Raw genomic sequence first — 18,833 nt, 5'->3', positions numbered from 1 at the left:
GCAGGGGCTGTACCAGTGAAGCCCCTGCCGAGCATGGCTCGGCACTACAGGTGAGGCGGTTGCCGAGCATGGCTCGGCACTACAGGTGAAGCGGTTGCCGAGCATGGCTCGGCACTACAGGTGAAGCGGTTGCTGGGCTGTGCTCCCTCCCTTTGCCGTAGGCAAGGGGAGGGTTGGGGAGGGGTAGCGCTTTTGCTGTTGGATTTTCGGCTTCGCGGCTTACGCCGCTCCTACAAGCGCGTCGTTTACCTTGCGCTCAACGCATGAAGAACTCGACCGGGAATGACAGCTCCAGCGGTGCTTTGCGCGTTTCCGGTACCGCCGGCAGCGGTGTGGCGCGGCGGAAGGTTTCCAGTGCGGCTTGGTCGAGCATCGCCGAGCCGGAGGATTGCTCCAGTGCCAACGACAGCACCGAGCCATCGCGGGCAAGGCTGACGCGGACGTGGGCGACGCCTTGTTCACGGCGCGCGCGGGCGGCATTCGGATAGCGCCGATGGCGCTCCAGCTTGGCCATGACCCGGCCTTCCCAGCTGTCCTTGCCGGGGTTTGCCGCGCTTGGCCCGGGCGGCAGCGGTGGGGTCAGCGGTGCGGCGGCGATCGAAGCTTCCTGTTGTTGCGGGGCCAGCGCCTGCTGCACCGGTTGCGGCGGCGCCGGCGGTGGAACCACCCAGTTGGCGTTGGCGCGCGGTGGCGACGGCGGCAGCGGGCGCGGCGGTTCCGGTTTCTGTTTCTCCGCCGAAGCCGCAGCGGAAGGTGTTGGGGCGACGATTTCTTCCAGCGGCTGCTCCGGTGCGCGCGGTGGCAGCATCACCAGTTGCGTGCGTTCGGCGGGTTCCGCCAGCGGCGGATCCATGCTCGGCGCGCGGCTCCACAGCAACAGCGCGAACATTCCAATGTGCAGCAGCACGGTCACGGTTGCGGCGACGGAGCGGATGCCGCGTTCTTCCGATTGCGGGGACGGCACCGCGGCTACGCCGCGCGGCAGCGGCCGGGTCAGCAGATACAGTGCGCAGCCGCCCATGCCGATCGCAACCGCCAGCCACAGCAGCAGCGACGGATGCGCGAAGTACCAGAACATCGCAAAGCCCAGCGCCATGCCGCCGCAGGCAAATGCTTTGGCACGCTTGGACATCGCACCCTGCTCGCGCCACAGCCGCAGCGGCGGGCCGAACTGTGGGTGCTGCAGCAGCCAGCGCTCGAAGCGCGGCGAGGAACGGCCAAAACAGGCAGCGGCCAGGATCATGAAAATGGTGGTGGGCATCACCGGCAGCAATGCGCCGATGATGCCCAGTGCCACCATCACCATGCCCAGCAGCAGATAGCCCACGCGCACGGCGCGATTGCGCCGTGGCGGGGTTGGTGCGGTGCTCAGCGTTGCCTCCATCTCAGTCGGCAAAGCCCTGCTCGACATAACCATGCACGCGCTGGAACGCGGCAGTGGCACCAGCCACCAGACGTTGTTCCTGCTCGGCATCCAGCGCGTTGCCGTCCAGCGCCTCGGTGAAACGCCGCCAATGACGCGCGCGCCCGTCCGGGTGGCCGGCCAAGTGGCGCGCGCCGTGATCGGCATCCAGGCCGATCTTCGCAGCCAGCTTGAACAGGATGGCAGCGCCGAGGTTGGAGCCCTCGACCACGTACAGCCAACCCAGCGCGGTGGCCGGGTCAATGTCGCTGCTCAAGGCGGCGTTGTCATCGGCGGGCAGGGCTTCACCGAGGTCGTACAGATCCTGCTGCAGTTCCTGCAGGCGCTGGCGTTCGGCCAGGTCCGGCAACAAACCCTGCAGTGCCGGCAGCGAGTACAGCACCGCCAGGTCACGGTGAAAGCGGTACTGCACGCGCAGGAAGCGCCGGTAGTTCTCAAGCGAGGCGAAGGGTTCGCCGCGCATGATGCGTTGGTCCAGGCGCTCGTGGGTACCGTGGGTGGCGGCCTTCAAGCGTTGGCTGCGGCTGCGTTCCAGCAGCATTGGGGAAGCGGACATATGCGGTTCCTCAGAAGTTGACGGTGAAGCCCATGCGCACGGTGCGACCCGGCGAGGCCATCAGGCCCAGCGTCATCGCGTCCATGTAGTAACGGTCGGTGAGGTTGTCCACACTCAGGTCGAGCGCGACGTGCTCGTTGATGCGGTAGTTGGCGAACAGGTCGACCAGCACGTAGGAACCCCAATCGACCACCGGGATGATGCTGCTGGCGCGTGGCAGGGTCGGGCGGTTGCCGGTGTAGCTGACCCGGCTACCGGCGGTCAGGCGCTGGTCCAGCTGATGCGTGCCCAGTGTCAGCGCACCGGAGGCACGCGGCGGGACGTGGTTGCTGGCATAGCTGTCGGTGACGCCGCCCGGATGGCAGGGCTCTGACTTGGTCGGATAGGCGCGGTCGCTGTGGCAGAAGTTGGTGTAGGTGTAATAGCTGCCGGACAGCTCACTGAAGAAGCGCGGCGTGCGGTATTCGGCGGTGATCTCGTAGCCCTTGAAGTCGGCGTTGTCGATATTCTCGATCACCGGTGACGACACCCAGCCCTCCAGCTGCACGGTGGTGCGGGTCAGGTAATCCTTTACGTGGTTGTCGAAGTAGGCCAGCTTCAGGCGCGCCTGATCGCCTTCGGCGAACAGACCGTCGCGCAGCAGGTTGATGCCGTACTCGCGGTTCTTGGCGCGTTCCGGGCGCAGGTCCATTGCAAACGTGCTCGGGACCGGGCCGGAGCTGGTCTCGAACAGGCCGGGCATGCGCAGCGCTTCGGCATAACGGGCATAGACCTGCACGCCCTCGAACGGGGTGAAGGTGATCGCCGCGATCGGTGCATTGCCGCTGGCCTTGTTCTGCAGGTGGACGTCGGTATAAGTGATGGGGCGGCTCTGCGATGGCACGCGGGTGATCTCGCGGTCATAGCTCTTGTAGCGGGTGTGGCGGATGGCGGCGTCGAGCTTCAGCCAATCGGTGGGCACCCACTCGGCGCTGGCGAACAGGCTGCTTTCCTCACGCTTGGCGTTGTTGCTGCTGAAGCTCTGCGAGGCGCTGATCGGATGCACGTCTTCCTTGCCGTGGGTGAAGCCGTACTGCAAGGCGACGTCGCCCCAGGCGGTGATGAAACGCGAGGTATTGGTGGCGTCGATACCCCAGCGCTCGGCCTGGCGGTAGGTGGTTTCGATATAGGTGTACTCCGGCGGCAGCGCCGGGAACGAGTAGACGTTGCGGATGGTGTTGTCCAAGGCGGTACGCCAGGCGTTGGCCTTGAAGTCGATCAGCTCGTTGGCCGGCTGCCAGCGGTAGCGTGCGGTCCAGGTGTCGGCATCGACATCGCTGAGCGCCGATTGCAGTGCACCTTCACCGCGCAGGATGGCCGACGGCATCAGTTCACCGTAGCGGCTCTGGTACTTCATGCGGCCCAGTTCCAGCGCCTGGTCAGCGCTGGGCTTCCAGGTGCCCTTGAGCAGCCAGGACTGGTTGTCGACCGAGGTATTGAGCACTTCTTCGCCGGCACGGAAGCGGTTCAGGCCTTCGAAGGTGACGGTGGTGTACTCGACCCAGCGGCCACGGCTGTCGGTGGTGCGCGAGGTGGCATAGTTCGGCTCGGGCGCGCCCGGGCCGTTCTCGCCGGCGAAGTAATTGCCGGTCTTGCGTCGCGCGAAGGCGCCCAGTACTTCGAACTGGCCGAAGCGCTTGGCTGCGGCGATGCTGCCGCTGCCGCCGGTCGGGGTGCCGGTGGAAGGGCGATCCATGCCGGTCTCATCGGCAAATTCGCTTGGCAGCTGCTGCACGGTGCAGGTGCGGCCGCCGCCACAGGCGGTGAGGAAACGACCGCCATTGCGCAGGCCGCCAGTAGTAAAGGCAGCCGGCGGCGAAGAGGAGTTGTCGCTGACGCTGCCTTTCAGGCGGATGCCCCAGTCCTTGTCGCCGGTGATGATGTCCTCGGCATTCAGGGTACGCATGCTGACCACACCGCCGATCGCGCCAACGCCCTCGGCACCGCCGGTCGGGCCCTTCTGGATGTCGATGCCACCAATCATGTCCGGGTCGATGTAGCTGCGCCCGGCCACGCCGGCATAGCCGCGGTAGACGGTGACCTGTTGCTGGCTGCCGTCGATCAGCACCGGCACGCGGTTGAAGCCCTGCATGCCGCGGATGTTCAGATCCAGCGCACCGGAGTTGCGGTTGTCGCCGTTGATGACACCGGCCACGCCCTTGAAGATGTCACCGGCCTGGGTGCCGCGCGAACGCTCGATCTGCTGCAGCGACAGGTGCGCGCCGGACTGCGCGGAGGTGTAAGGCGTGTCGGCCGAATTGCGGCTGTCATCGCCCAGCTGGGTTCGGTTTCCCTGGTCACCCTGCACCCGCAGCGTGCCGATGCGTTCCACGCCATTGGCCGGCGCGCGCTGTACGGTCAGCGCGCCGCTGGCGGTGGTGGCCAGCTGCAGACCGCTGCCCTGCAGCGCCTGTGCGGCGGCCTGTTCGACCGAGTACTGGCCATGCACGGCCCTGGCCTGCTTGCCCTGCAGCAGGGCCGGGTCCACCGACAAGGTGCGGCCGGCGCTGGCGGCGATGCGGTTGAGGCTGGCGCCCAGCGGGCCGGCGGCAATCTGGTAGTCGAGCACTGCCGCATCAGCGGCTGCGGTCTGCGCGTGGGCCAGCGGAACGGCGCAGGCCAGCGACAAGGCCAGGGCAAGGCAGGAAGGGCGAAGCAGGGGGGAGGCGGACATCGATACGGCTTCCGAAAGAGGGTTTCGGATAGGGATGTGTATCGAGGGCGAAAAACCGGACACGCTCACGCTACTTTTTTTCGATCAGGGTGACCGGGCCGTAGGAATGGATCAGCAAGGGCAGGGTTTCGGACAGCGCGGCGAGCGTGCGATCGCTGTCATCCAGCCCGAACACGCCCTGCACGCGCAGCGTGGCGGCCTCTGGCGACACCCGCAGGAAGCCGCTGCGGTAGGCACGCAAGCGCTCGACCAGATCCAGCAACGGCGCATTGTCGAGGCTGACCCGGCCGTGCAGCCAATCGGTCAGTTGCAGCGGATTGCTGCCGAGTGCGGTGATGCCGCTGGCATCGATGCGTGCGCTTTCCCCGGCGAGCAGGCGCTGGCTGTGGCCGTGCTGGTCCTCGATCAAGACGTGGTCGCTGAGCACCGCAACCTGGGTGGATGCCTCGTAGCGCTCGACCATGAGCCTGCCGCGCAGCAGGCTGAGCCTGGTGTGCAGGCTGTGCAGCAGCAGGGGCCGCGGATCGGCGGCGATGTCCAGCAGTACGCGCCCACGCCGCAGCCACAGTTGGCGCTGGTCGGCACCGAAATCCACATCCATCGCGCTGCGTGCGTCGAGGGTGAGCGTGCTGCCGTCCTCCAGTGCAAAGCGGCTGCGCTGCCCGGTGGCGGTGCGCAGGTCGGCGCTGAGTTCGCGCAGCGGGAATTTGCGGTCGGCGAGCAAGGCGGCGCCACCAGCGGTGAGTGCGAAGGCCGCCAGGGAGCGCAGGGCGACACGCCGCGACGGCCGCAGCAGCAGTTCGCGCGCCTGTTGATCCTGGCCGGGATGACGCTGGGCAACCTCGCGCAGGCGCTGGAAGCGGCCCTGGATCTCCTGCAGCTGCTGCCAGGCTTGGCGGTGCTCGGGCGAGGCGTCCAGCCAACGCTGCAGTTGCTGCTCACTGTCGGCATCGGCGTTGCCGGACTGCAGCAGCACCATCCAGTCGATGGCGGCTTCCATCGCCGCTTGCTCGCTCACGGAGCCAGATCCGTGTGCTGCAGGTCCTGCAGGCAGCAGGTCCAGGCCTGGCGCAGGTAACGGCCGACCGTGCGTACCGACACGCCGAGCTGCTGCGCGATCTGCTCGTGGCCCATGTCATCGAGCTGACTGTAGAGGAAGGCGGCGCGGGCCGGCGCTGGCAGCGACTGCATGCTGCGGTCGACCAGCAGCACGGTTTCCAGCAGCAGCGCACGTTCCTCGGGCGAGGGCGAGAACGCTTCCGGGCTGTGCCGCAGTTGTTCCAACCAGGCCTGTTCCAGATCGCGGCGACGGCGCAGATGGAACAGCAGGCGCTTGGCGATGGTGGTCAGGAACGCGCGTGGCTCATCGATGCTGGTCAGCGGCGTACGCGATGCTGCGACCTGGCTGAAGGTCTCCGCGGTGAGGTCTTCTGCATCCCAGCGGCATCGAACCTGCCTGCACAGCCGTGCCAGCAACCAGCGGTGATGGTCGCGGAACAGGGTGGCGAGGAGGGAGGATGACGCGGGGCTCATCGTTTGTGCAAATGCGAATTGTTCGCATTATTGCACGTGTGAGCAGGGCTGTGCAGCGGGACTTTTGTAGGAGCGGCGTCAGCCGCGAAGCTGGTGGATCGTCAGATTGCAGCTTGGATGATCAGGGCGGGTGTGCCGGCTTCGCGGCTTACGCCGCTCCTACAATCATTCCGCCACTCAGTGCTGTGCCGTAGCCCCTCTCCCGTTTACGGGAGAGGGGTTGGGGTGAGGGCGCTTTCGCTGTTTGAATTTCGGTCTGTAGTGCTTTCGGCTTCGCGGCTTACGCCGCTCCCACAAAACCAGCGCGGCTCAACCCAACAGGCTGCGTACTTTCTTCAACGCCGCCATGAAGGATTCAATCTCTTCATGCGTGTTGTAGAACGCCAGCGATGCGCGGCAGGTGGCTGCTACACCGTAATACTGCAGCAGCGGGTGCGCGCAGTGCTGGCCGGAGCGCACGGCGACGCCTTGCAGGTCGAGCAGGGTCGCCAGGTCGTGCGCATGCGCGCCTTCGATCTGGAACGACACCACCGCCGCCTTGTTCGGCGCAGTGCCGAAGATGCGCAGGCCTTCAACGCGCTGCAGTTCTTCGGTGAAGTGGGCCAGCAGTTCCTGTTCGCGGGCTTCGATGTGCTCGCGACCCAGCGCTTCCAGGTAGTCCACCGCCACGCCAAGGCCGATGAAACCGGCGATGTTCGGCGTACCGGCTTCGAACTTGTGCGGGGCATCGTTGAACACGGTGCCGTCGAAGCTGACTTCCTTGATCATCTCGCCGCCACCAAGGAAGGGCGGCATGTCCTGCAGATGCTCACGACGTGCCCATAGCGCACCGGTGCCGGTCGGGCCGCACATCTTGTGGCCGGTCACCGCATAGAAATCGCAGCCGATCGCTGCCACATCCACCGTCAGGTGGGGGGCGGCCTGCGAACCGTCGATCACGGTGACGATGCCGCGCTTGCGCGCCTCGCGGCAGATCTCGCGCACGGGATTGATGGTGCCCAGCACGTTGGACACGTGGGTCAGCGCCAGCAGCTTCACTTCCGGGGTCATCGCTGCATGCAGCGCGTCCAGGTCGAGGCTGCCGTCTGGGCTGATCTCGGCCACGCGGATGGTCGCGCCGGTGCGCTCGGCGACCAGCTGCCATGGCACGATGTTGGCGTGGTGCTCCATGCGCGATACCAGGATCACATCGCCAGCCTTCAAACGTGGCAATGCCCACGAATACGCGACCAGGTTGATCGCGAACGTGGTGCCGCTGCACAGCACCAGCTCATCGCTGCGCACGTTGAGGAAGCGCGCCAGCTTGGTGCGCGCGCCTTCGTAGGCGTCGGTCGCCTCGGTGCCGAGCGCATGCACCGCGCGGCTGACGTTGGCGTTGTAACGGCGATAGAACTCATCCACCGCACCGATCACCGACAGCGGCTTCTGCGCGGTGTTGGCATTGTCGAAATACACCAGCGGCTTGCCGTTGACTTCGCGCATCAGCAGCGGGAAGTCGGCGCGCACGCGCTCCCAGTCGGGGGCGGTGGCCGGGTGGTGGATCGGACGCGGGGAGCTGAGATTCATGCCATGCCTGCCTGTTGCAGTGCCTGGTCCAGGTGGCGGGCCAGCTTTTCGGTAAGAACGCCTTCCACCGCGGACAGCGGCTCGTGGCAGAACGCGGCGCTGAGCATGGCGCGCGCCTGTTCGGCAGGCAGGCCACGCGAGCGCAGGTAGAACAGCGCGTTGGCGTCGAGCTGACCAACGGTAGCGCCGTGCGCCGCCTTGACCTCTTCGGCGTCGATCACCAGCGTCGGCTGGGTATCGATCTCGGCATCGGCCGACAGCAGCAGGTTCTTGTTGGACAGATTGGCATCGGTGCCATCGGCGCCTTCGCGGATGCCGATACCGCCGTGGAACACCACGCGGCTGCGGTTGGCCGCCACGCCGCGCCAGACCAGCTCGGCGCTGGTGTCCTTGGCGATGTGCTCGATGCCCAGGCGGGTATCGATATGGCGGCGGCCGGTGCCCAGCAGCACGCCATTGGCGGTGAGCTTGGCGTTGTCGCCTTCAAGACGCACGTTGAGCTCATGACGGCTCAGCGCAGCACCCAGTTCCAGGTCGATGCGGCGGTACTCGGCATTGCGTGCCAATACCGCGTCGGTGCGCAGCAGCGAGGTGGCACGCGCGCTGTCGGCCTGCACGCGGGCATGCGACAGCACGGCGTCCTGGGCGATGTGGACGTGCACCAGGGTGTTGTCCAGATGCGCGCTGTCGCCAGCCTGCAGGTGATGCTCGACCAAACCGAACACGGCGCCACGGCGCAGCTCGATCAGGTGGCGGTGATGCCAGGCGTGATCGCTGGAATCCGCCGCGCTGACAAACACCAGATGCAGCGGGGTTTCGCTGACGATGCCATCGGCCACCTGCACCAGCACGCCTTCATCGGCGAGTGCGGCATTGAGCTGGGCGAACACTTCATCGGCGCGCTCGAAGCGACGGCCGAGGAAACGCAGCGCTTCGGGCTCTTCGGCCTGCACGGCAGACAGCGTACGCACCTGCACGCCTGCATCCAGCGACGACAGATCGCTCAATCCAGCGTTATGTCGACCATTGACGAAGACCAGACGCGGCGACGGGATGTCGGCCAGCAGTGCGGCATCGATGTCCGGGGCCTGCAGCGGTGCAGCGGTGAAGCTGCGGCGCTCCAGCTGGCGCAGCGAGGTGTACTTCCAGGCCTCGTTGCGGGCGGCGGGCAGGCCGGTTTTCAGCGCGGCTTCGAGCAGCTCGGCGCGTTCCTTGCTACCGCAGAACGTGCCGGCCAGTGACTCCAGAAGAGCGCTCATTACTTGGCCGCCTCGCGGACCACGCGGTCCTTCAGGAAGTCATAACCGTGGGCTTCCAGCTCCAGCGCCAGTTCCGGGCCACCGGTCTTGACGATGCGGCCGTCGGCCAGCACATGCACCACGTCTGGCTTGATGTAGTCGAGCAGGCGCTGGTAGTGGGTGATGACCAGGAAAGAACGCTCCGGCGAACGCAGCGCGTTGACGCCATCGGCGACGCTCTTCAGCGCATCGATGTCGAGGCCGGAGTCGGTTTCGTCGAGGATCGCCAGCTTCGGCTCGAGCACGGCCAGCTGGAAGATCTCGTTGCGCTTCTTCTCGCCACCGGAGAAGCCTTCGTTGACGCCGCGGTGCAGCAACTCGTCCTTCAGGTGCAGCACGGCCAGCTTCTGCCGGACCAGCTTGAGGAACTGCATCGAGTCCAGTTCTTCCTCGCCACGGGCCTTGCGCTGCGCATTGAGCGCGGCACGCAGGAAGTAGGTGTTGTTGACGCCGGGGATTTCCACCGGGTACTGGAAGGCCAGGAACAGGCCGGCGGCGGCGCGTGCTTCCGGTTCCAGCTCCAGCAGGTCGCCATCTTCGAACTGCACGCTGCCAGCGGTGACGTCGTAGCCGTCGCGGCCGGAAAGCACATTGCCGAGGGTGGACTTGCCGGCGCCGTTCGGGCCCATGATGGCGTGCACTTCGCCCGGTTTCACGTCCAGCGACAGACCCTTGAGGATTTCCTTGTCGCCGATGCTTGCGTGGAGGTTTTCGATCTTCAGCATGAGGGTGCGTTCTTCAATATGTAGTGTGCGGGGCGATCAGAGCTCGCCTTCGGCGCGATCGAGGAAGGTGGCGCGCAGCCACTGGGTGCGTTTGCGGGTCAGCTCGGCCTTGTTGGCCGAATACAGCATCGGGTACATCGAGCCGTACAGGACGCGCGGGTTCTCGTCCTTGCCAACCGGGTAGCGCGCTTCAATGTCGGCGTCGCGCAGCGGAATCCACAGGCGCTGGGCAGCGCGCAGCTTGTCGATGGCGACCTGCTGGCCCTGCAGTTTCTGCATCACCTGCCGGTACACGGCGTTGAGCTCGGCGTCGGCGGCAGTGGCTTCGGCCGCCGCGCACTCGTTGATATCCAGCTGGGTGCGGGCATCGTCGCAGGCCTTGCCCAGCGACGCGGCGGAGCCTGCGAATGGCAGCACGGCCAGCAGGAGCAGCGGCAGGCGGCTCATCCGACCGATCCTTCCAGCGAGACTTCCAGCAGCTTCTTGGCTTCCACCGCGAACTCCATCGGCAGTTCCTTGAAGACCTGCTTGCAGAAGCCGTCGACGATCATCGACACCGCGTTTTCCTGGTCGATGCCGCGCGCGCGGCAATAGAACAGCTGGTCGTCGGAGATCTTGGAGGTGGTGGCCTCGTGCTCGACGGTGGCGCTGGGGTTCTTCACCTCGATATAGGGGAAGGTGTGGGCGCCACACTTCTTGCCAATCAGCAGCGAGTCGCACTGGGTGTAGTTGCGTGCGCCTTCGGCGCCACGGTCCACGCGTACCAGACCGCGGTAGGTGTTCTGGCCACGGCCGGCGCTGATGCCCTTGGAGATGATCTTGCTCTTGGTGCGCTTGCCGATGTGGATCATCTTGGTGCCGGTGTCGGCCTGCTGGCGATGGTGGGTCAGCGCGACCGAGTGGAATTCGCCCACCGAGTCGTCGCCCAGCAGCACGCAGGACGGGTACTTCCAGGTGATGGCCGAGCCAGTTTCCACCTGGGTCCAGGTTACCTTGGAGCGCGCGCCACGGCATTCGGCACGCTTGGTGACGAAGTTGTAGATGCCGCCGACACCGTTCTCATCGCCCGGGTACCAGTTCTGCACGGTTGAATACTTGATCTCGGCATCTTCCAGTGCCACCAGCTCAACGACTGCGGCGTGCAGCTGGTTTTCATCGCGCATCGGCGCGGTGCAGCCTTCCAGGTAGGAAACGTAGGCCTTGTCCTCGCAGATGATCAAGGTGCGCTCGAACTGCCCGGTGTTGCTGGCGTTGATGCGGAAATAGGTGCTCAGCTCCATCGGGCTGCGCACGCCGGCCGGCACGAATACGAAGCTGCCGTCGGAGAACACTGCCGAGTTGAGCGCGGCAAAGTAGTTGTCGCCGACCGGCACCACCGAGCCCAGGTACTTGCGTACCAGCTCCGGGTATTCGCGGATGGCTTCGGAGATGGAGCAGAAGATCACCCCCTTTTCGGCCAGTTCCTTGCGGAAGGTGGTACCGACCGAGACCGAGTCGAACACCGCGTCCACCGCCACGCCGGCCAGTTTTGCACGCTCATGCAACGGCACGCCGAGCTTTTCGTAGGTGTCCAGCAGTTCCTTGGGCACTTCGTCCAGCGACTGGTACTTCGGGCCTTTGGGCGCGGAGAAGTAGCTCAGCGCCTGCAGGTCGATCGGGCCGATCTGCAGCTTGGCCCAATCGGGCTGGCGCATGGTCAGGAAGTGGCGGTAGGCGTCCAGGCGCCACTGCGTCATCCACTCGGGCTCGTCCTTCTTGGCCGAGAGCGCACGGATGACGTCCTCGTCCAGACCCGGCGGGAACGACTCGGATTCGATCAGGGTGACGAAGCCGGCGTCGTACTTGCGCCCCAGCTGTTCGTGGATCTCACGGTTCGGACTGTCGACGGTGTCGACCTTTTCGATGATCTCGGTGGCCATTAGGGCTGCCTACGGTTGTTCAGGAGACGACGTCGGCGCTGATGCGTCGACGGTCGGCAAGCGGTAAGGGGTGCAGCATCTGCGCGAGGGTGACGCCACGCAGGGCATCGGAAACGACATCATTGATAAGCCGCCAGTTGGAGCGCACGCCGCACTGCCCGGCAAGGCCGCACTGGCTTTGTTCCTGGCTGCACTCGGTGATGGCCAAGGGACCTTCCATCGCTTCCAGGATCTCGATCAGGGTGATCTCGGAGGCCGGGCGGGTCAGCCGGTAACCGCCGCGCACGCCACGCAGGCCTTCCACCAGGCCGGCCTGGGCCAGTGGCTTGAGCAGTTTGCTGACGGTCGGCGGCTCCAGCCCTGCGGCTTCGGCCAGATCGGTCGCGCTCAGCACTTCGGCCGGCCGTGCGGCAAGCACGGTCAGGACAACGGTGGCGTAATCGGTGAGCTTGGTGACGCGGAGCATTGCGGGAGCGGGGGTATCAATGTGGACCAAAATTGTACGCTTTCTCGCCGGGAGGGCCAAGTTTTGCTGTTCAGCTGGCAGAAACCCCCAGCCAATCAGGGGACTGCAGCTGTTTCCTCCCCGTGGGAGAGGATGCTGCAGGCAGGAAAGGAGAGCGGCGCGGCCGCTGCAGTTCTCCTCTCCCCTCCGCGGGAGAGGATGCCGAAGGCAGGAGAGGGGCGGCGCAGCCGCTGCTTCCTGCTTTCGATTCGCTGCAGAGCAGAAGCAGAATTCCCAATCCTGATCCCAGCCCTTGGGTTGTCCTGCCCGATGGGCGAGAATCACCGCCTCACTCAAGTCCCGGCCATGTAAATGCCCAAGAAGATCCAGGCGCGCAAATCCTCCATCCACGGTAACGGCGTGTTCGCCGTGGCCGCCATCAAGAAGGGCGAGCGCGTCATCGAATACAAGGGCAAGCGCCGTACCCATGCCGAAGTGGACGCAGACGATGCGGGTGATGTGGAAACCGGCCACACCTTTCTGTTCACCTTGAATGACGACTACGTCATCGACGCCAACTACAAGGGCAACGATGCACGCTGGATCAACCACAGCTGCGATCCGAGCTGCGAGGCGATGATCGAAGAGGCCGAAGGCGATGATCGCACCGCCGACAAGGTGTTCATCGAAGCCATTCGCGACATCAAGGCCGGCGAAGAGCTGACCTACAACTACGGCATCACCCTGGCCGAGCGTCACACCGCGCGCCTGAAGAAGATCTGGGAATGCCGTTGTGGCTCGCCCAAGTGCACCGGCACGATGCTGCAGCCGAAGCGCTGAAAGGCGCCCGCTGCTCTTGTGGGAGCGGCGTAAGCCGCGAAGCTACCGCCAGCTCAGACGCTCCGCTTTGTAGGAGCGGCGCTGGGTGGCCTCGGGCCATAAGCCGCGAAGCTGGTGTCAGCTCAGGTGCTGCCAATAAAAGTCGAAACGGTTCTGTTTGGGGAAGGCCCGGCTTCGAGGCTGGTACATCGTCAGCTTCGCGGCTTACGCCGCTCCCACAAGCAGATCAAAATGAAAGAGGCCGCAATCGCGGCCTCCTTCGTTTCTATAGCAAGCCCGCTTAGTTCCCCAGCAATCCCTGCGGCACGAAGCTGCCCAGGTTCTGGTTGAACTCCACCGCGATGCGGCCGTTCTGGATGCCCACCGACTTGACCTGCAGCACGCCCATCACCTTGGCGATGGCCGGGTCGATCTTGTAGATCGGCTCGCGGCGGGCGTAGTCGGCCAGCCAGCTGTTGAGCAGGCTGCGGGTGCTTGAATCCAACTCACCACCACCAGCGCTGGGGCGGAAGCCATCAACCGTGGGTTGGTCCAGATGGAAGCCCTGGGTCTGCACGTCGTAGCGCAGGCCGCTGCTGATCTGTACATCGCCCACCGGCATCGATGAGCCACCTGCGGCCATGGCCAGGTTGAAGCCCAGGTCCAGGCGGCTGCCCTGCGGCAGGGTCAGGCGTGGTTGGCTGACGGTCAGTGCGAGCAGGCCGCCAAGCGCCTTCTGCGTGCGCGGGAAGCTACCGTCCAGGTATTGCTGCACGTCGGCCGCGCCAACGGTCAATTGCTTGCCGTTGACCTGGGGGGCAGCATGGGCGCTGCCGGCGAGGGCGATCAGGGCAATGCTGGGGAGGAGCAGGGAACGCAGATTCATCGGGCGCACTCGGTGATGGCGGCAGGTTGGACTAGCAAGATAACCAGATCGGGTGAACGGCTTATTAGCAGCATCGATTCAAGCCAGGCCGAGGCGACACCGCGGCCACTTCAGGCCAGCGCCTTCGATGCGCGATGCGCGCATTGGTGCCAGTTGCAGCGCTGTGCTCCATCCGCGTCGGGCAGCTGGAGACCCCCTGCGGTCGATTCGATCTGCACTCGGCTGCTCCCGATCCAGCGTGGCTGCGCAGCGCTACGCAAGCAGCCGCCAGCTCCGCCAACAGCTTACTCGGCCGGGGCCTGCAGGCGCTTGAGCTTGTGCAGCAGCTGGTCCAGCTCCGGCTGCAACGCGGCCAACAGGCTGTCGGGCTTGCCAGCCGATTCGGCCAGTGTCTCCAGCAGGCCGGTGACAACCACGATGCCGGCGTCTTCATTGCAGGACAGGCGACGTTGGCCTTGCGCGGATTCCAACAGGCGCATCCAGTTGTATTGGCTGCGCTGTTCGAACTCGATGGAGCAACGGCCGCTGCACTGCTGGCCGTCAGTCTCGATCGGAGTGACGGAGATTCGGTAGCGATGCTTGCTGATGGACATGGTGGACTACGTGGGGAAGCGGGGGAGTGGCCACCATAGGCCGGCCTTGGCGCGGGTACGAGGCTTTGGACCATGACGCTGTGTTCCAGTGTTTTTCCCACGTCACAGGCGGAACGCTGCGGCCCATGGGAACGTTTTCCGTTGCCCGTTTGGCCAAAAAAAAACGGGACGGCAGGGCCGTCCCGTTTCTTCGCCAAGGGGCGCGCTGATTACAGCGCGGCGTCCTTGAGCTTCTTGAGCGGACGCACCTTGAGCTTGGTGGTGGCCGGCTTGGCGGCAAACCACTGCTCTTCCTTGGTGAACGGGTTGATGCCCTTGCGCTTCGGCTTGGCAGCAACGCTCACGGTGGAGATCTTCAGCAGGCCCGGCAGGGTGAAGGAGCCAGCGCCCTTCTTGTTGACCGAGGCGGCAACGGCGCCTTCCAGGGCGGCGAACACAGCGCGCACGTCCTTGGCAGCGACGGAGGTGGCTTCGGCGATGTGGGCGACCAGACCGGACTTGGTCAGTGCTTCCTTGATCGGCTTCGGTGCGGCCGGCTTGGCGGCAGCCTTGGTTGCAGCCTTCGTGGCTACTTTCTTCACTGCCTTCTTCGGGGCAGCCTTTTTAGCGGTCTTTGCCATGATTTCCTGTTCCGTGAACGGTTGGTTGTTGGTCGTGCCGACCCCGTCGGCAAGCGAAATGTAGGGCATGTATTGCGTGACGCCAATAGGTAATCGAAGAAAAAGCCCATAAATATTGCTTCCGGGCGTATTTGGACAACAAATCGGGGCCGGAAGTCATGCTCAAACCGCGTCGTGCACCGATCATCGGCGCTGTAGCTGGCTGCTGCCGGGCACGCCGCAGGGGCATCATGCGGTGCCGCACAAGCTGCTAACGCGAGTTGGTTTAGGCTGGCCAGGTCATCCACCACGAGGAGTTCGACCATGGGTATTTCGCGTCACGCCACCGCACACTGGGAAGGCGATCTGAAGACCGGGCAGGGCCGCTTGAGTACGCCGCAGAGCGGTTTGATGGAGAACACCCGTTATGCCTTCAACAGCCGCTTCGGCGATGAGAAGGGCACCAACCCCGAAGAACTGATTGCTGCCGCGCACGCCGGCTGCTTCACCATGGCGCTGTCGGCCAAGCTCAGCGAGGCGGGCTTCCCGCCGACCTCATTGGACACCCGCGCCGATGTCGACCTGTCGATGGAAGGTGGCCCGCAGCTGTCGCAGATCCGGCTCAAGGTAAAGGCGGTGGTCCCCGGCCTGGACGAGACCAAGTTCCGCGCAATTGCCGATGACGCCAAGCAGAACTGTCCGATCTCCAAGGCGCTGAGTGCGGTGCCGATCAGCCTGGATACCGAGTTTTCGGCCTGATCTGCGCTTGATCGATGGCTGGCCCGGCTGGCGTGCAACGCTGGCCGGGCCGGTTCAGGATCGTTTCACCCGTCGCGCCTGAGCATCGCTCATCCCTTGTCCTCATTCCCGCCGGAGTGGTTGCTGCCATGTGTCGATCGCTTGCTGTTGCCGCTGTCCTGATTGCTGGTGGCCTGGTCGCCTTCAATGCCTCCGCGCAGCGTTACGACGACGGCCAATACCGCCCCAACGGCTCTTACGATGATGGCCAGTACCGGCCGGACTCGCGCTATGACGACGGCCAGTACCGCGAGGGCGGCAATACCGGCAACGGCGCGGTGTACGACTACGCACGGGTGGTACGGGTGGATCCGGTGATCGTCAACGGCGCGCGGGGCAGCAACCAGCGCTGCTATGAGCGCAACGATGGCGGTTATGTGGACAACAACAATGGTTATCAGGCCGGCGGCTATGGCAACAACAGCTATCGCAACGACGGCTACGACCAGCGCGGCTACGACAATGGCCAGTACCGGCAGGGCAACGAGAGCGGCCGCCAATGGGCGACGGTGATCGGTGGCCTGGCTGGTGCGGTGATCGGCAGCCGCATCGGTGGCGGTGACGGCCGCTACCTGGGCACTGCGGTCGGCACCATTGCCGGCGGTGCCGCCGGCCGCGCGATCTACGAAGCCAGCAACCGGCCGAACTACCAGCGCGGCGACGTACGCGTCTGCGAACCCAGCGGTTATGGCAGCGAGAGCGAGCGGGTGGACGGCTACGACGTCACCTACGAATACGCGGGCCGCCAGTACCGCACCCATCGCGACTATCACCCCGGCGAGCAGATCCGCGTCCGCGTGGACGTAAGCGCCGACTGAGCGCAGCGGGCGTTTCTGCCCGGCTGAGGTGCAGCGCACGGTTTGTCAGGCCCGGTCGATGACGGCATAGTCCACGCATTCCGTTCTGGAGGGTGCGTGATGCGTCGTATTGCCTGTGTTGCCCTGCTGCTCCCTTGCCTGCATGCGCTGTCGGCCCAGGCCGAGGTCAAGCTGCTGGTGGCCGATACCATCCGCACCGGCGACCCGGCGCAGCCGGTGGTCGGCGCAATCGCTTGGGAGAGTGACAGCGGCAAGGTGCTGGATGTGGGCAGTGCCGATGCACTGCTGCAGTTGTACCCGCAGGCGCCGCGCATCGACGTGGGCGAGGCGACCGTGGTGCCAGGGCTGATCGATGCCCACGCGCATATCATCGGCTTGGGCAATACCTTGATGCAGGCCGACCTCACCGGCGCGCGCACCCGTGGCGAAGTGCTGGAACGGCTGCAGGCCTTCGAGAAAACCCTGGCGCCCGGCGAGTGGCTGCTGGGTCGTGGCTGGGACCAGAACCGTTGGGACAACACCGATTTCCCCACTGCCGCCGATCTGGATGCAGCATTCCCGCAGCGTCCGCTGTACCTGGAACGTGTCGATGGCCATGCCGGCTGGGTCAACAGCGCGGCCATCGGTATCGCCGAGAAGGCGGGCAAGTCGCTATCCGGCGATTGGCAGCCAGAGGGCGGGCGCATTCTCCGCGATGCCGCTGGCAAGCCCAGCGGTGTGCTGGTCGATGGCGCGGCCTCGCTGGTCTACGCGCAGATCCCGGCATTGGACGATGCCTCGCGCGAAAAGCGTCTGCAGGCCGCATTGCAGGCAGCGGTCAGCAATGGTCTGACCGGTGTGCATGACATGGGCGTATCGCGCGAGGACCTGACGCTGATGAAGCGTCTGGCCGACCAGGGCAAGCTGCCGCTGCGCATCGACGCCTATGCCGATGGCAACAACGAAGCGCTGGAGGACCTGTGCAAGGCTGGCCTGTACGCCCATCCCGGCGGCCGCCTGCAGATGCGCGGGGTCAAGCTGTACATGGATGGTGCACTGGGCAGCCGCGGCGCGGCCCTGCTCACCGCTTACAGCGACGACCCGCATAACCACGGCTTGCTGATGACCTCGCCGGAGGAGTTCGAAGTCGCCGTGCGCAAGGCCGATGGCTGCAAGGTGCAGGTTGCCACCCACGCCATCGGTGACCGTGGCAACCGCATCGTGCTGGATACTTACGAGAAGGTGCTGGGCTCGCACAAGGGCGCGGATCACCGCTGGCGTATCGAGCATTCGCAGGTGGTGTCGCTGCAGGACATCCCGCGTTTCGCCAAGCTCGGCGTGATCGCCTCGATGCAGCCCACCCACGCCACCTCGGACATGGGCTGGGCCGAGCAGCGGGTTGGGCCGGAACGCATACTCGGTGCCTACGCCTGGCAGCGCTTCCTGCACAGCGGTGCACGCCTGGCCCTGGGGTCGGACTTCCCGGTGGAGCAGGTCGATCCGCGTCTGGGTCTGTATGCAGCGGTTACCCGCCAGGACCGCGACGGCCAGCCGCCGGGCGGCTGGCAGCCGGAGCAGCGTCTGAGCGCTGCCGAGGCGTTGCGTGGCTTCACCAGCGACGCGGCCTGGGCGGGTCATGACGAAGCGCAGGTAGGCAAGCTGCAGCGCGGGCTGCGTGCGGACTTCGTGGTGCTGGATCGTGACCCGTTGAAGGTTGCCGCCGACCAGCTTGATGACCTGAAGGTGCTGTCGACCTGGGTTGATGGCGAGCCGGTTTACAAGGCGGCTACGCCGGAGGGCTGAAGCCCCCGCAGCTTCGGTAGTGCTTTCCACTTGAACGTTGAGTCATCCGAAAGCCGATGCCAAACCCTTGGCATCGGTTTTCTTCTTTGTGTGGGAGCGGCGTCAGCCGCGAAGCTGGCAGCAACGAAGCTACCAACAAGCCCGCAATCGTATGGATCGCAAGCTTCGCGGCTGACGTCGCTCCTGGAAAGTCTCCGCCGTCGGAAGGCTGACAGAAACCGCGCTTCTGGCTTCGGCCCGCGAAGTGCTGGCGTGCTGCTTCTTTGTAGGAGCGGGGGGGGCGCGCCCCCCGGGGGGGGCGCCGCAGGGGGGGGGGGGGGGTGGGTTGGGTGTGGTCGGGCGGACGCGGGGGCGCCCGCC

The 18,833-nt window shown here is 65.4% G+C and carries 18 protein-coding genes; 4 read left to right on the top strand and 14 right to left on the bottom strand.

Translation table 11 applies throughout. From position 1 onward, the window contains the following. Window positions 1-256: 256 nt before the first annotated feature. From ACVOLV_RS18515 to ACVOLV_RS18465, 11 genes are all read right to left on the bottom strand, one after another. Window positions 257-1,396 carry a TonB family protein gene (locus ACVOLV_RS18515; RefSeq protein ID WP_481555645.1) on the bottom strand — a complete coding sequence of 380 codons (1,140 nt, stop codon included), beginning with the start codon at window positions 1,394-1,396 and terminating at the stop codon, window positions 257-259. Next, window positions 1,386-1,979 (bottom strand): biliverdin-producing heme oxygenase, encoded by a 594-nt coding sequence (locus tag ACVOLV_RS18510; RefSeq protein ID WP_481555644.1) that lies wholly within the window; start codon window positions 1,977-1,979, stop codon window positions 1,386-1,388. Before ACVOLV_RS18510 ends, ACVOLV_RS18515 begins: the two co-directional genes overlap by 11 nt. Before the next feature lie 10 nt (window positions 1,980-1,989). After that, window positions 1,990-4,692: a TonB-dependent receptor gene (locus ACVOLV_RS18505; RefSeq protein WP_481555643.1), complete on the bottom strand. Its 2,703-nt coding sequence runs from the start codon at window positions 4,690-4,692 to the stop codon at window positions 1,990-1,992. A 70-nt stretch (window positions 4,693-4,762) separates the two neighbouring features. Continuing rightward, window positions 4,763-5,710 (bottom strand): DUF4880 domain-containing protein, encoded by a 948-nt coding sequence (locus ACVOLV_RS18500; RefSeq protein WP_481555642.1) that lies wholly within the window; start codon window positions 5,708-5,710, stop codon window positions 4,763-4,765. Beyond that, on the bottom strand, window positions 5,707-6,225 hold the full coding sequence (locus ACVOLV_RS18495; protein ID WP_481555641.1) for a sigma-70 family RNA polymerase sigma factor: 519 nt from the start codon (window positions 6,223-6,225) through the stop codon (window positions 5,707-5,709). The genes ACVOLV_RS18500 and ACVOLV_RS18495 overlap by 4 nt, the downstream gene beginning before the upstream one ends. Window positions 6,226-6,534: 309 nt before the next feature. Beyond that, window positions 6,535-7,791 (bottom strand): cysteine desulfurase, encoded by a 1,257-nt coding sequence (locus tag ACVOLV_RS18490; RefSeq protein ID WP_481555640.1) that lies wholly within the window; start codon window positions 7,789-7,791, stop codon window positions 6,535-6,537. Beyond that, complete coding sequence (sufD, locus tag ACVOLV_RS18485; protein WP_481555639.1) at window positions 7,788-9,050, bottom strand: Fe-S cluster assembly protein SufD; 1,263 nt, start codon at window positions 9,048-9,050, stop codon at window positions 7,788-7,790. The genes ACVOLV_RS18490 and sufD overlap by 4 nt, the downstream gene beginning before the upstream one ends. Then, window positions 9,050-9,814 (bottom strand): Fe-S cluster assembly ATPase SufC, encoded by a 765-nt coding sequence (gene sufC / locus ACVOLV_RS18480; RefSeq protein ID WP_481555638.1) that lies wholly within the window; start codon window positions 9,812-9,814, stop codon window positions 9,050-9,052. The genes sufD and sufC overlap by 1 nt, the downstream gene beginning before the upstream one ends. Before the next feature lie 36 nt (window positions 9,815-9,850). Continuing rightward, window positions 9,851-10,261, bottom strand: coding sequence for a lysozyme inhibitor LprI family protein (locus tag ACVOLV_RS18475; protein WP_481555637.1), 411 nt, complete (start codon window positions 10,259-10,261; stop codon window positions 9,851-9,853). Further along, window positions 10,258-11,733: a Fe-S cluster assembly protein SufB gene (gene sufB, locus ACVOLV_RS18470; RefSeq protein ID WP_481555636.1), complete on the bottom strand. Its 1,476-nt coding sequence runs from the start codon at window positions 11,731-11,733 to the stop codon at window positions 10,258-10,260. Before sufB ends, ACVOLV_RS18475 begins: the two co-directional genes overlap by 4 nt. Window positions 11,734-11,752: 19 nt before the next feature. Then, window positions 11,753-12,199: an SUF system Fe-S cluster assembly regulator gene (locus ACVOLV_RS18465; RefSeq protein ID WP_293706143.1), complete on the bottom strand. Its 447-nt coding sequence runs from the start codon at window positions 12,197-12,199 to the stop codon at window positions 11,753-11,755. A 351-nt stretch (window positions 12,200-12,550) separates the two neighbouring features. Here ACVOLV_RS18465 and ACVOLV_RS18460 point away from each other — a divergent pair, with 351 nt between their 5' ends. Next, on the top strand, window positions 12,551-13,018 hold the full coding sequence (locus tag ACVOLV_RS18460) for an SET domain-containing protein (protein WP_481555635.1): 468 nt from the start codon (window positions 12,551-12,553) through the stop codon (window positions 13,016-13,018). A 280-nt stretch (window positions 13,019-13,298) separates the two neighbouring features. Here ACVOLV_RS18460 and ACVOLV_RS18455 read toward each other — a convergent pair whose 3' ends face one another. The 3 genes from ACVOLV_RS18455 to ACVOLV_RS18445 all read right to left on the bottom strand — a co-directional run bounded on the left by ACVOLV_RS18455 (window position 13,299) and on the right by ACVOLV_RS18445 (window position 15,096). After that, the gene (locus tag ACVOLV_RS18455) at window positions 13,299-13,883 is read right to left on the bottom strand and encodes a YceB family lipoprotein (RefSeq protein ID WP_481555634.1); all 585 of its coding nucleotides are present in this window, start codon (window positions 13,881-13,883) and stop codon (window positions 13,299-13,301) included. 284 nt (window positions 13,884-14,167) lie between these two features. Next, window positions 14,168-14,476 carry a DUF3861 family protein gene (locus ACVOLV_RS18450; protein ID WP_481555633.1) on the bottom strand — a complete coding sequence of 103 codons (309 nt, stop codon included), beginning with the start codon at window positions 14,474-14,476 and terminating at the stop codon, window positions 14,168-14,170. Between the two features lie 209 nt (window positions 14,477-14,685). Then, a complete protein-coding gene (locus ACVOLV_RS18445; RefSeq protein WP_282272710.1) occupies window positions 14,686-15,096 on the bottom strand; it encodes an HU family DNA-binding protein in 411 nt (136 codons plus the stop codon). A gap of 303 nt (window positions 15,097-15,399) precedes the next feature. Between ACVOLV_RS18445 and ACVOLV_RS18440 the strand changes: the two genes are divergently transcribed. The 3 genes from ACVOLV_RS18440 to ACVOLV_RS18430 all read left to right on the top strand — a co-directional run bounded on the left by ACVOLV_RS18440 (window position 15,400) and on the right by ACVOLV_RS18430 (window position 18,473). Further along, window positions 15,400-15,834, top strand: a complete 435-nt coding sequence (locus ACVOLV_RS18440) for an OsmC family protein (protein ID WP_481555632.1) — start codon at window positions 15,400-15,402, stop codon at window positions 15,832-15,834. A gap of 128 nt (window positions 15,835-15,962) precedes the next feature. Next, the gene (locus tag ACVOLV_RS18435) at window positions 15,963-16,691 is read left to right on the top strand and encodes a glycine zipper 2TM domain-containing protein (RefSeq protein WP_481555631.1); all 729 of its coding nucleotides are present in this window, start codon (window positions 15,963-15,965) and stop codon (window positions 16,689-16,691) included. A 99-nt stretch (window positions 16,692-16,790) separates the two neighbouring features. Next, entirely contained in the window at window positions 16,791-18,473 is a 1,683-nt protein-coding gene (locus ACVOLV_RS18430; RefSeq protein ID WP_481555646.1) for an amidohydrolase, read from the top strand. Window positions 18,474-18,833: the final 360 nt, after the last annotated feature.

Source organism: Stenotrophomonas sp. STEN023 (genome assembly GCF_056760135.1).
This window is presented reverse-complemented; position numbering and strand designations above follow the sequence as displayed.

Bases quoted from the DNA above. Each gene is read 5' to 3' on its own strand.
- ACVOLV_RS18510 (WP_481555644.1), bottom strand. From the start codon at position 1,979: ATGTCCGCTTCCCCAATGCTGCTGGAACGCAGCCGCAGCCAACGCTTG.
- ACVOLV_RS18505 (WP_481555643.1), bottom strand. From the start codon at position 4,692: ATGTCCGCCTCCCCCCTGCTTCGCCCTTCCTGCCTTGCCCTGGCCTTG.
- ACVOLV_RS18495 (WP_481555641.1), bottom strand. From the start codon at position 6,225: ATGAGCCCCGCGTCATCCTCCCTCCTCGCCACCCTGTTCCGCGACCAT.
- ACVOLV_RS18490 (WP_481555640.1), bottom strand. From the start codon at position 7,791: ATGAATCTCAGCTCCCCGCGTCCGATCCACCACCCGGCCACCGCCCCC.
- sufD (WP_481555639.1), bottom strand. From the start codon at position 9,050: ATGAGCGCTCTTCTGGAGTCACTGGCCGGCACGTTCTGCGGTAGCAAG.
- sufC (WP_481555638.1), bottom strand. From the start codon at position 9,814: ATGCTGAAGATCGAAAACCTCCACGCAAGCATCGGCGACAAGGAAATC.
- ACVOLV_RS18475 (WP_481555637.1), bottom strand. From the start codon at position 10,261: ATGAGCCGCCTGCCGCTGCTCCTGCTGGCCGTGCTGCCATTCGCAGGC.
- sufB (WP_481555636.1), bottom strand. From the start codon at position 11,733: ATGGCCACCGAGATCATCGAAAAGGTCGACACCGTCGACAGTCCGAAC.
- ACVOLV_RS18465 (WP_293706143.1), bottom strand. From the start codon at position 12,199: ATGCTCCGCGTCACCAAGCTCACCGATTACGCCACCGTTGTCCTGACC.
- ACVOLV_RS18460 (WP_481555635.1), top strand. From the start codon at position 12,551: ATGCCCAAGAAGATCCAGGCGCGCAAATCCTCCATCCACGGTAACGGC.
- ACVOLV_RS18455 (WP_481555634.1), bottom strand. From the start codon at position 13,883: ATGAATCTGCGTTCCCTGCTCCTCCCCAGCATTGCCCTGATCGCCCTC.
- ACVOLV_RS18450 (WP_481555633.1), bottom strand. From the start codon at position 14,476: ATGTCCATCAGCAAGCATCGCTACCGAATCTCCGTCACTCCGATCGAG.
- ACVOLV_RS18445 (WP_282272710.1), bottom strand. From the start codon at position 15,096: ATGGCAAAGACCGCTAAAAAGGCTGCCCCGAAGAAGGCAGTGAAGAAA.
- ACVOLV_RS18440 (WP_481555632.1), top strand. From the start codon at position 15,400: ATGGGTATTTCGCGTCACGCCACCGCACACTGGGAAGGCGATCTGAAG.
- ACVOLV_RS18435 (WP_481555631.1), top strand. From the start codon at position 15,963: ATGTGTCGATCGCTTGCTGTTGCCGCTGTCCTGATTGCTGGTGGCCTG.
- ACVOLV_RS18430 (WP_481555646.1), top strand. From the start codon at position 16,791: ATGCGTCGTATTGCCTGTGTTGCCCTGCTGCTCCCTTGCCTGCATGCG.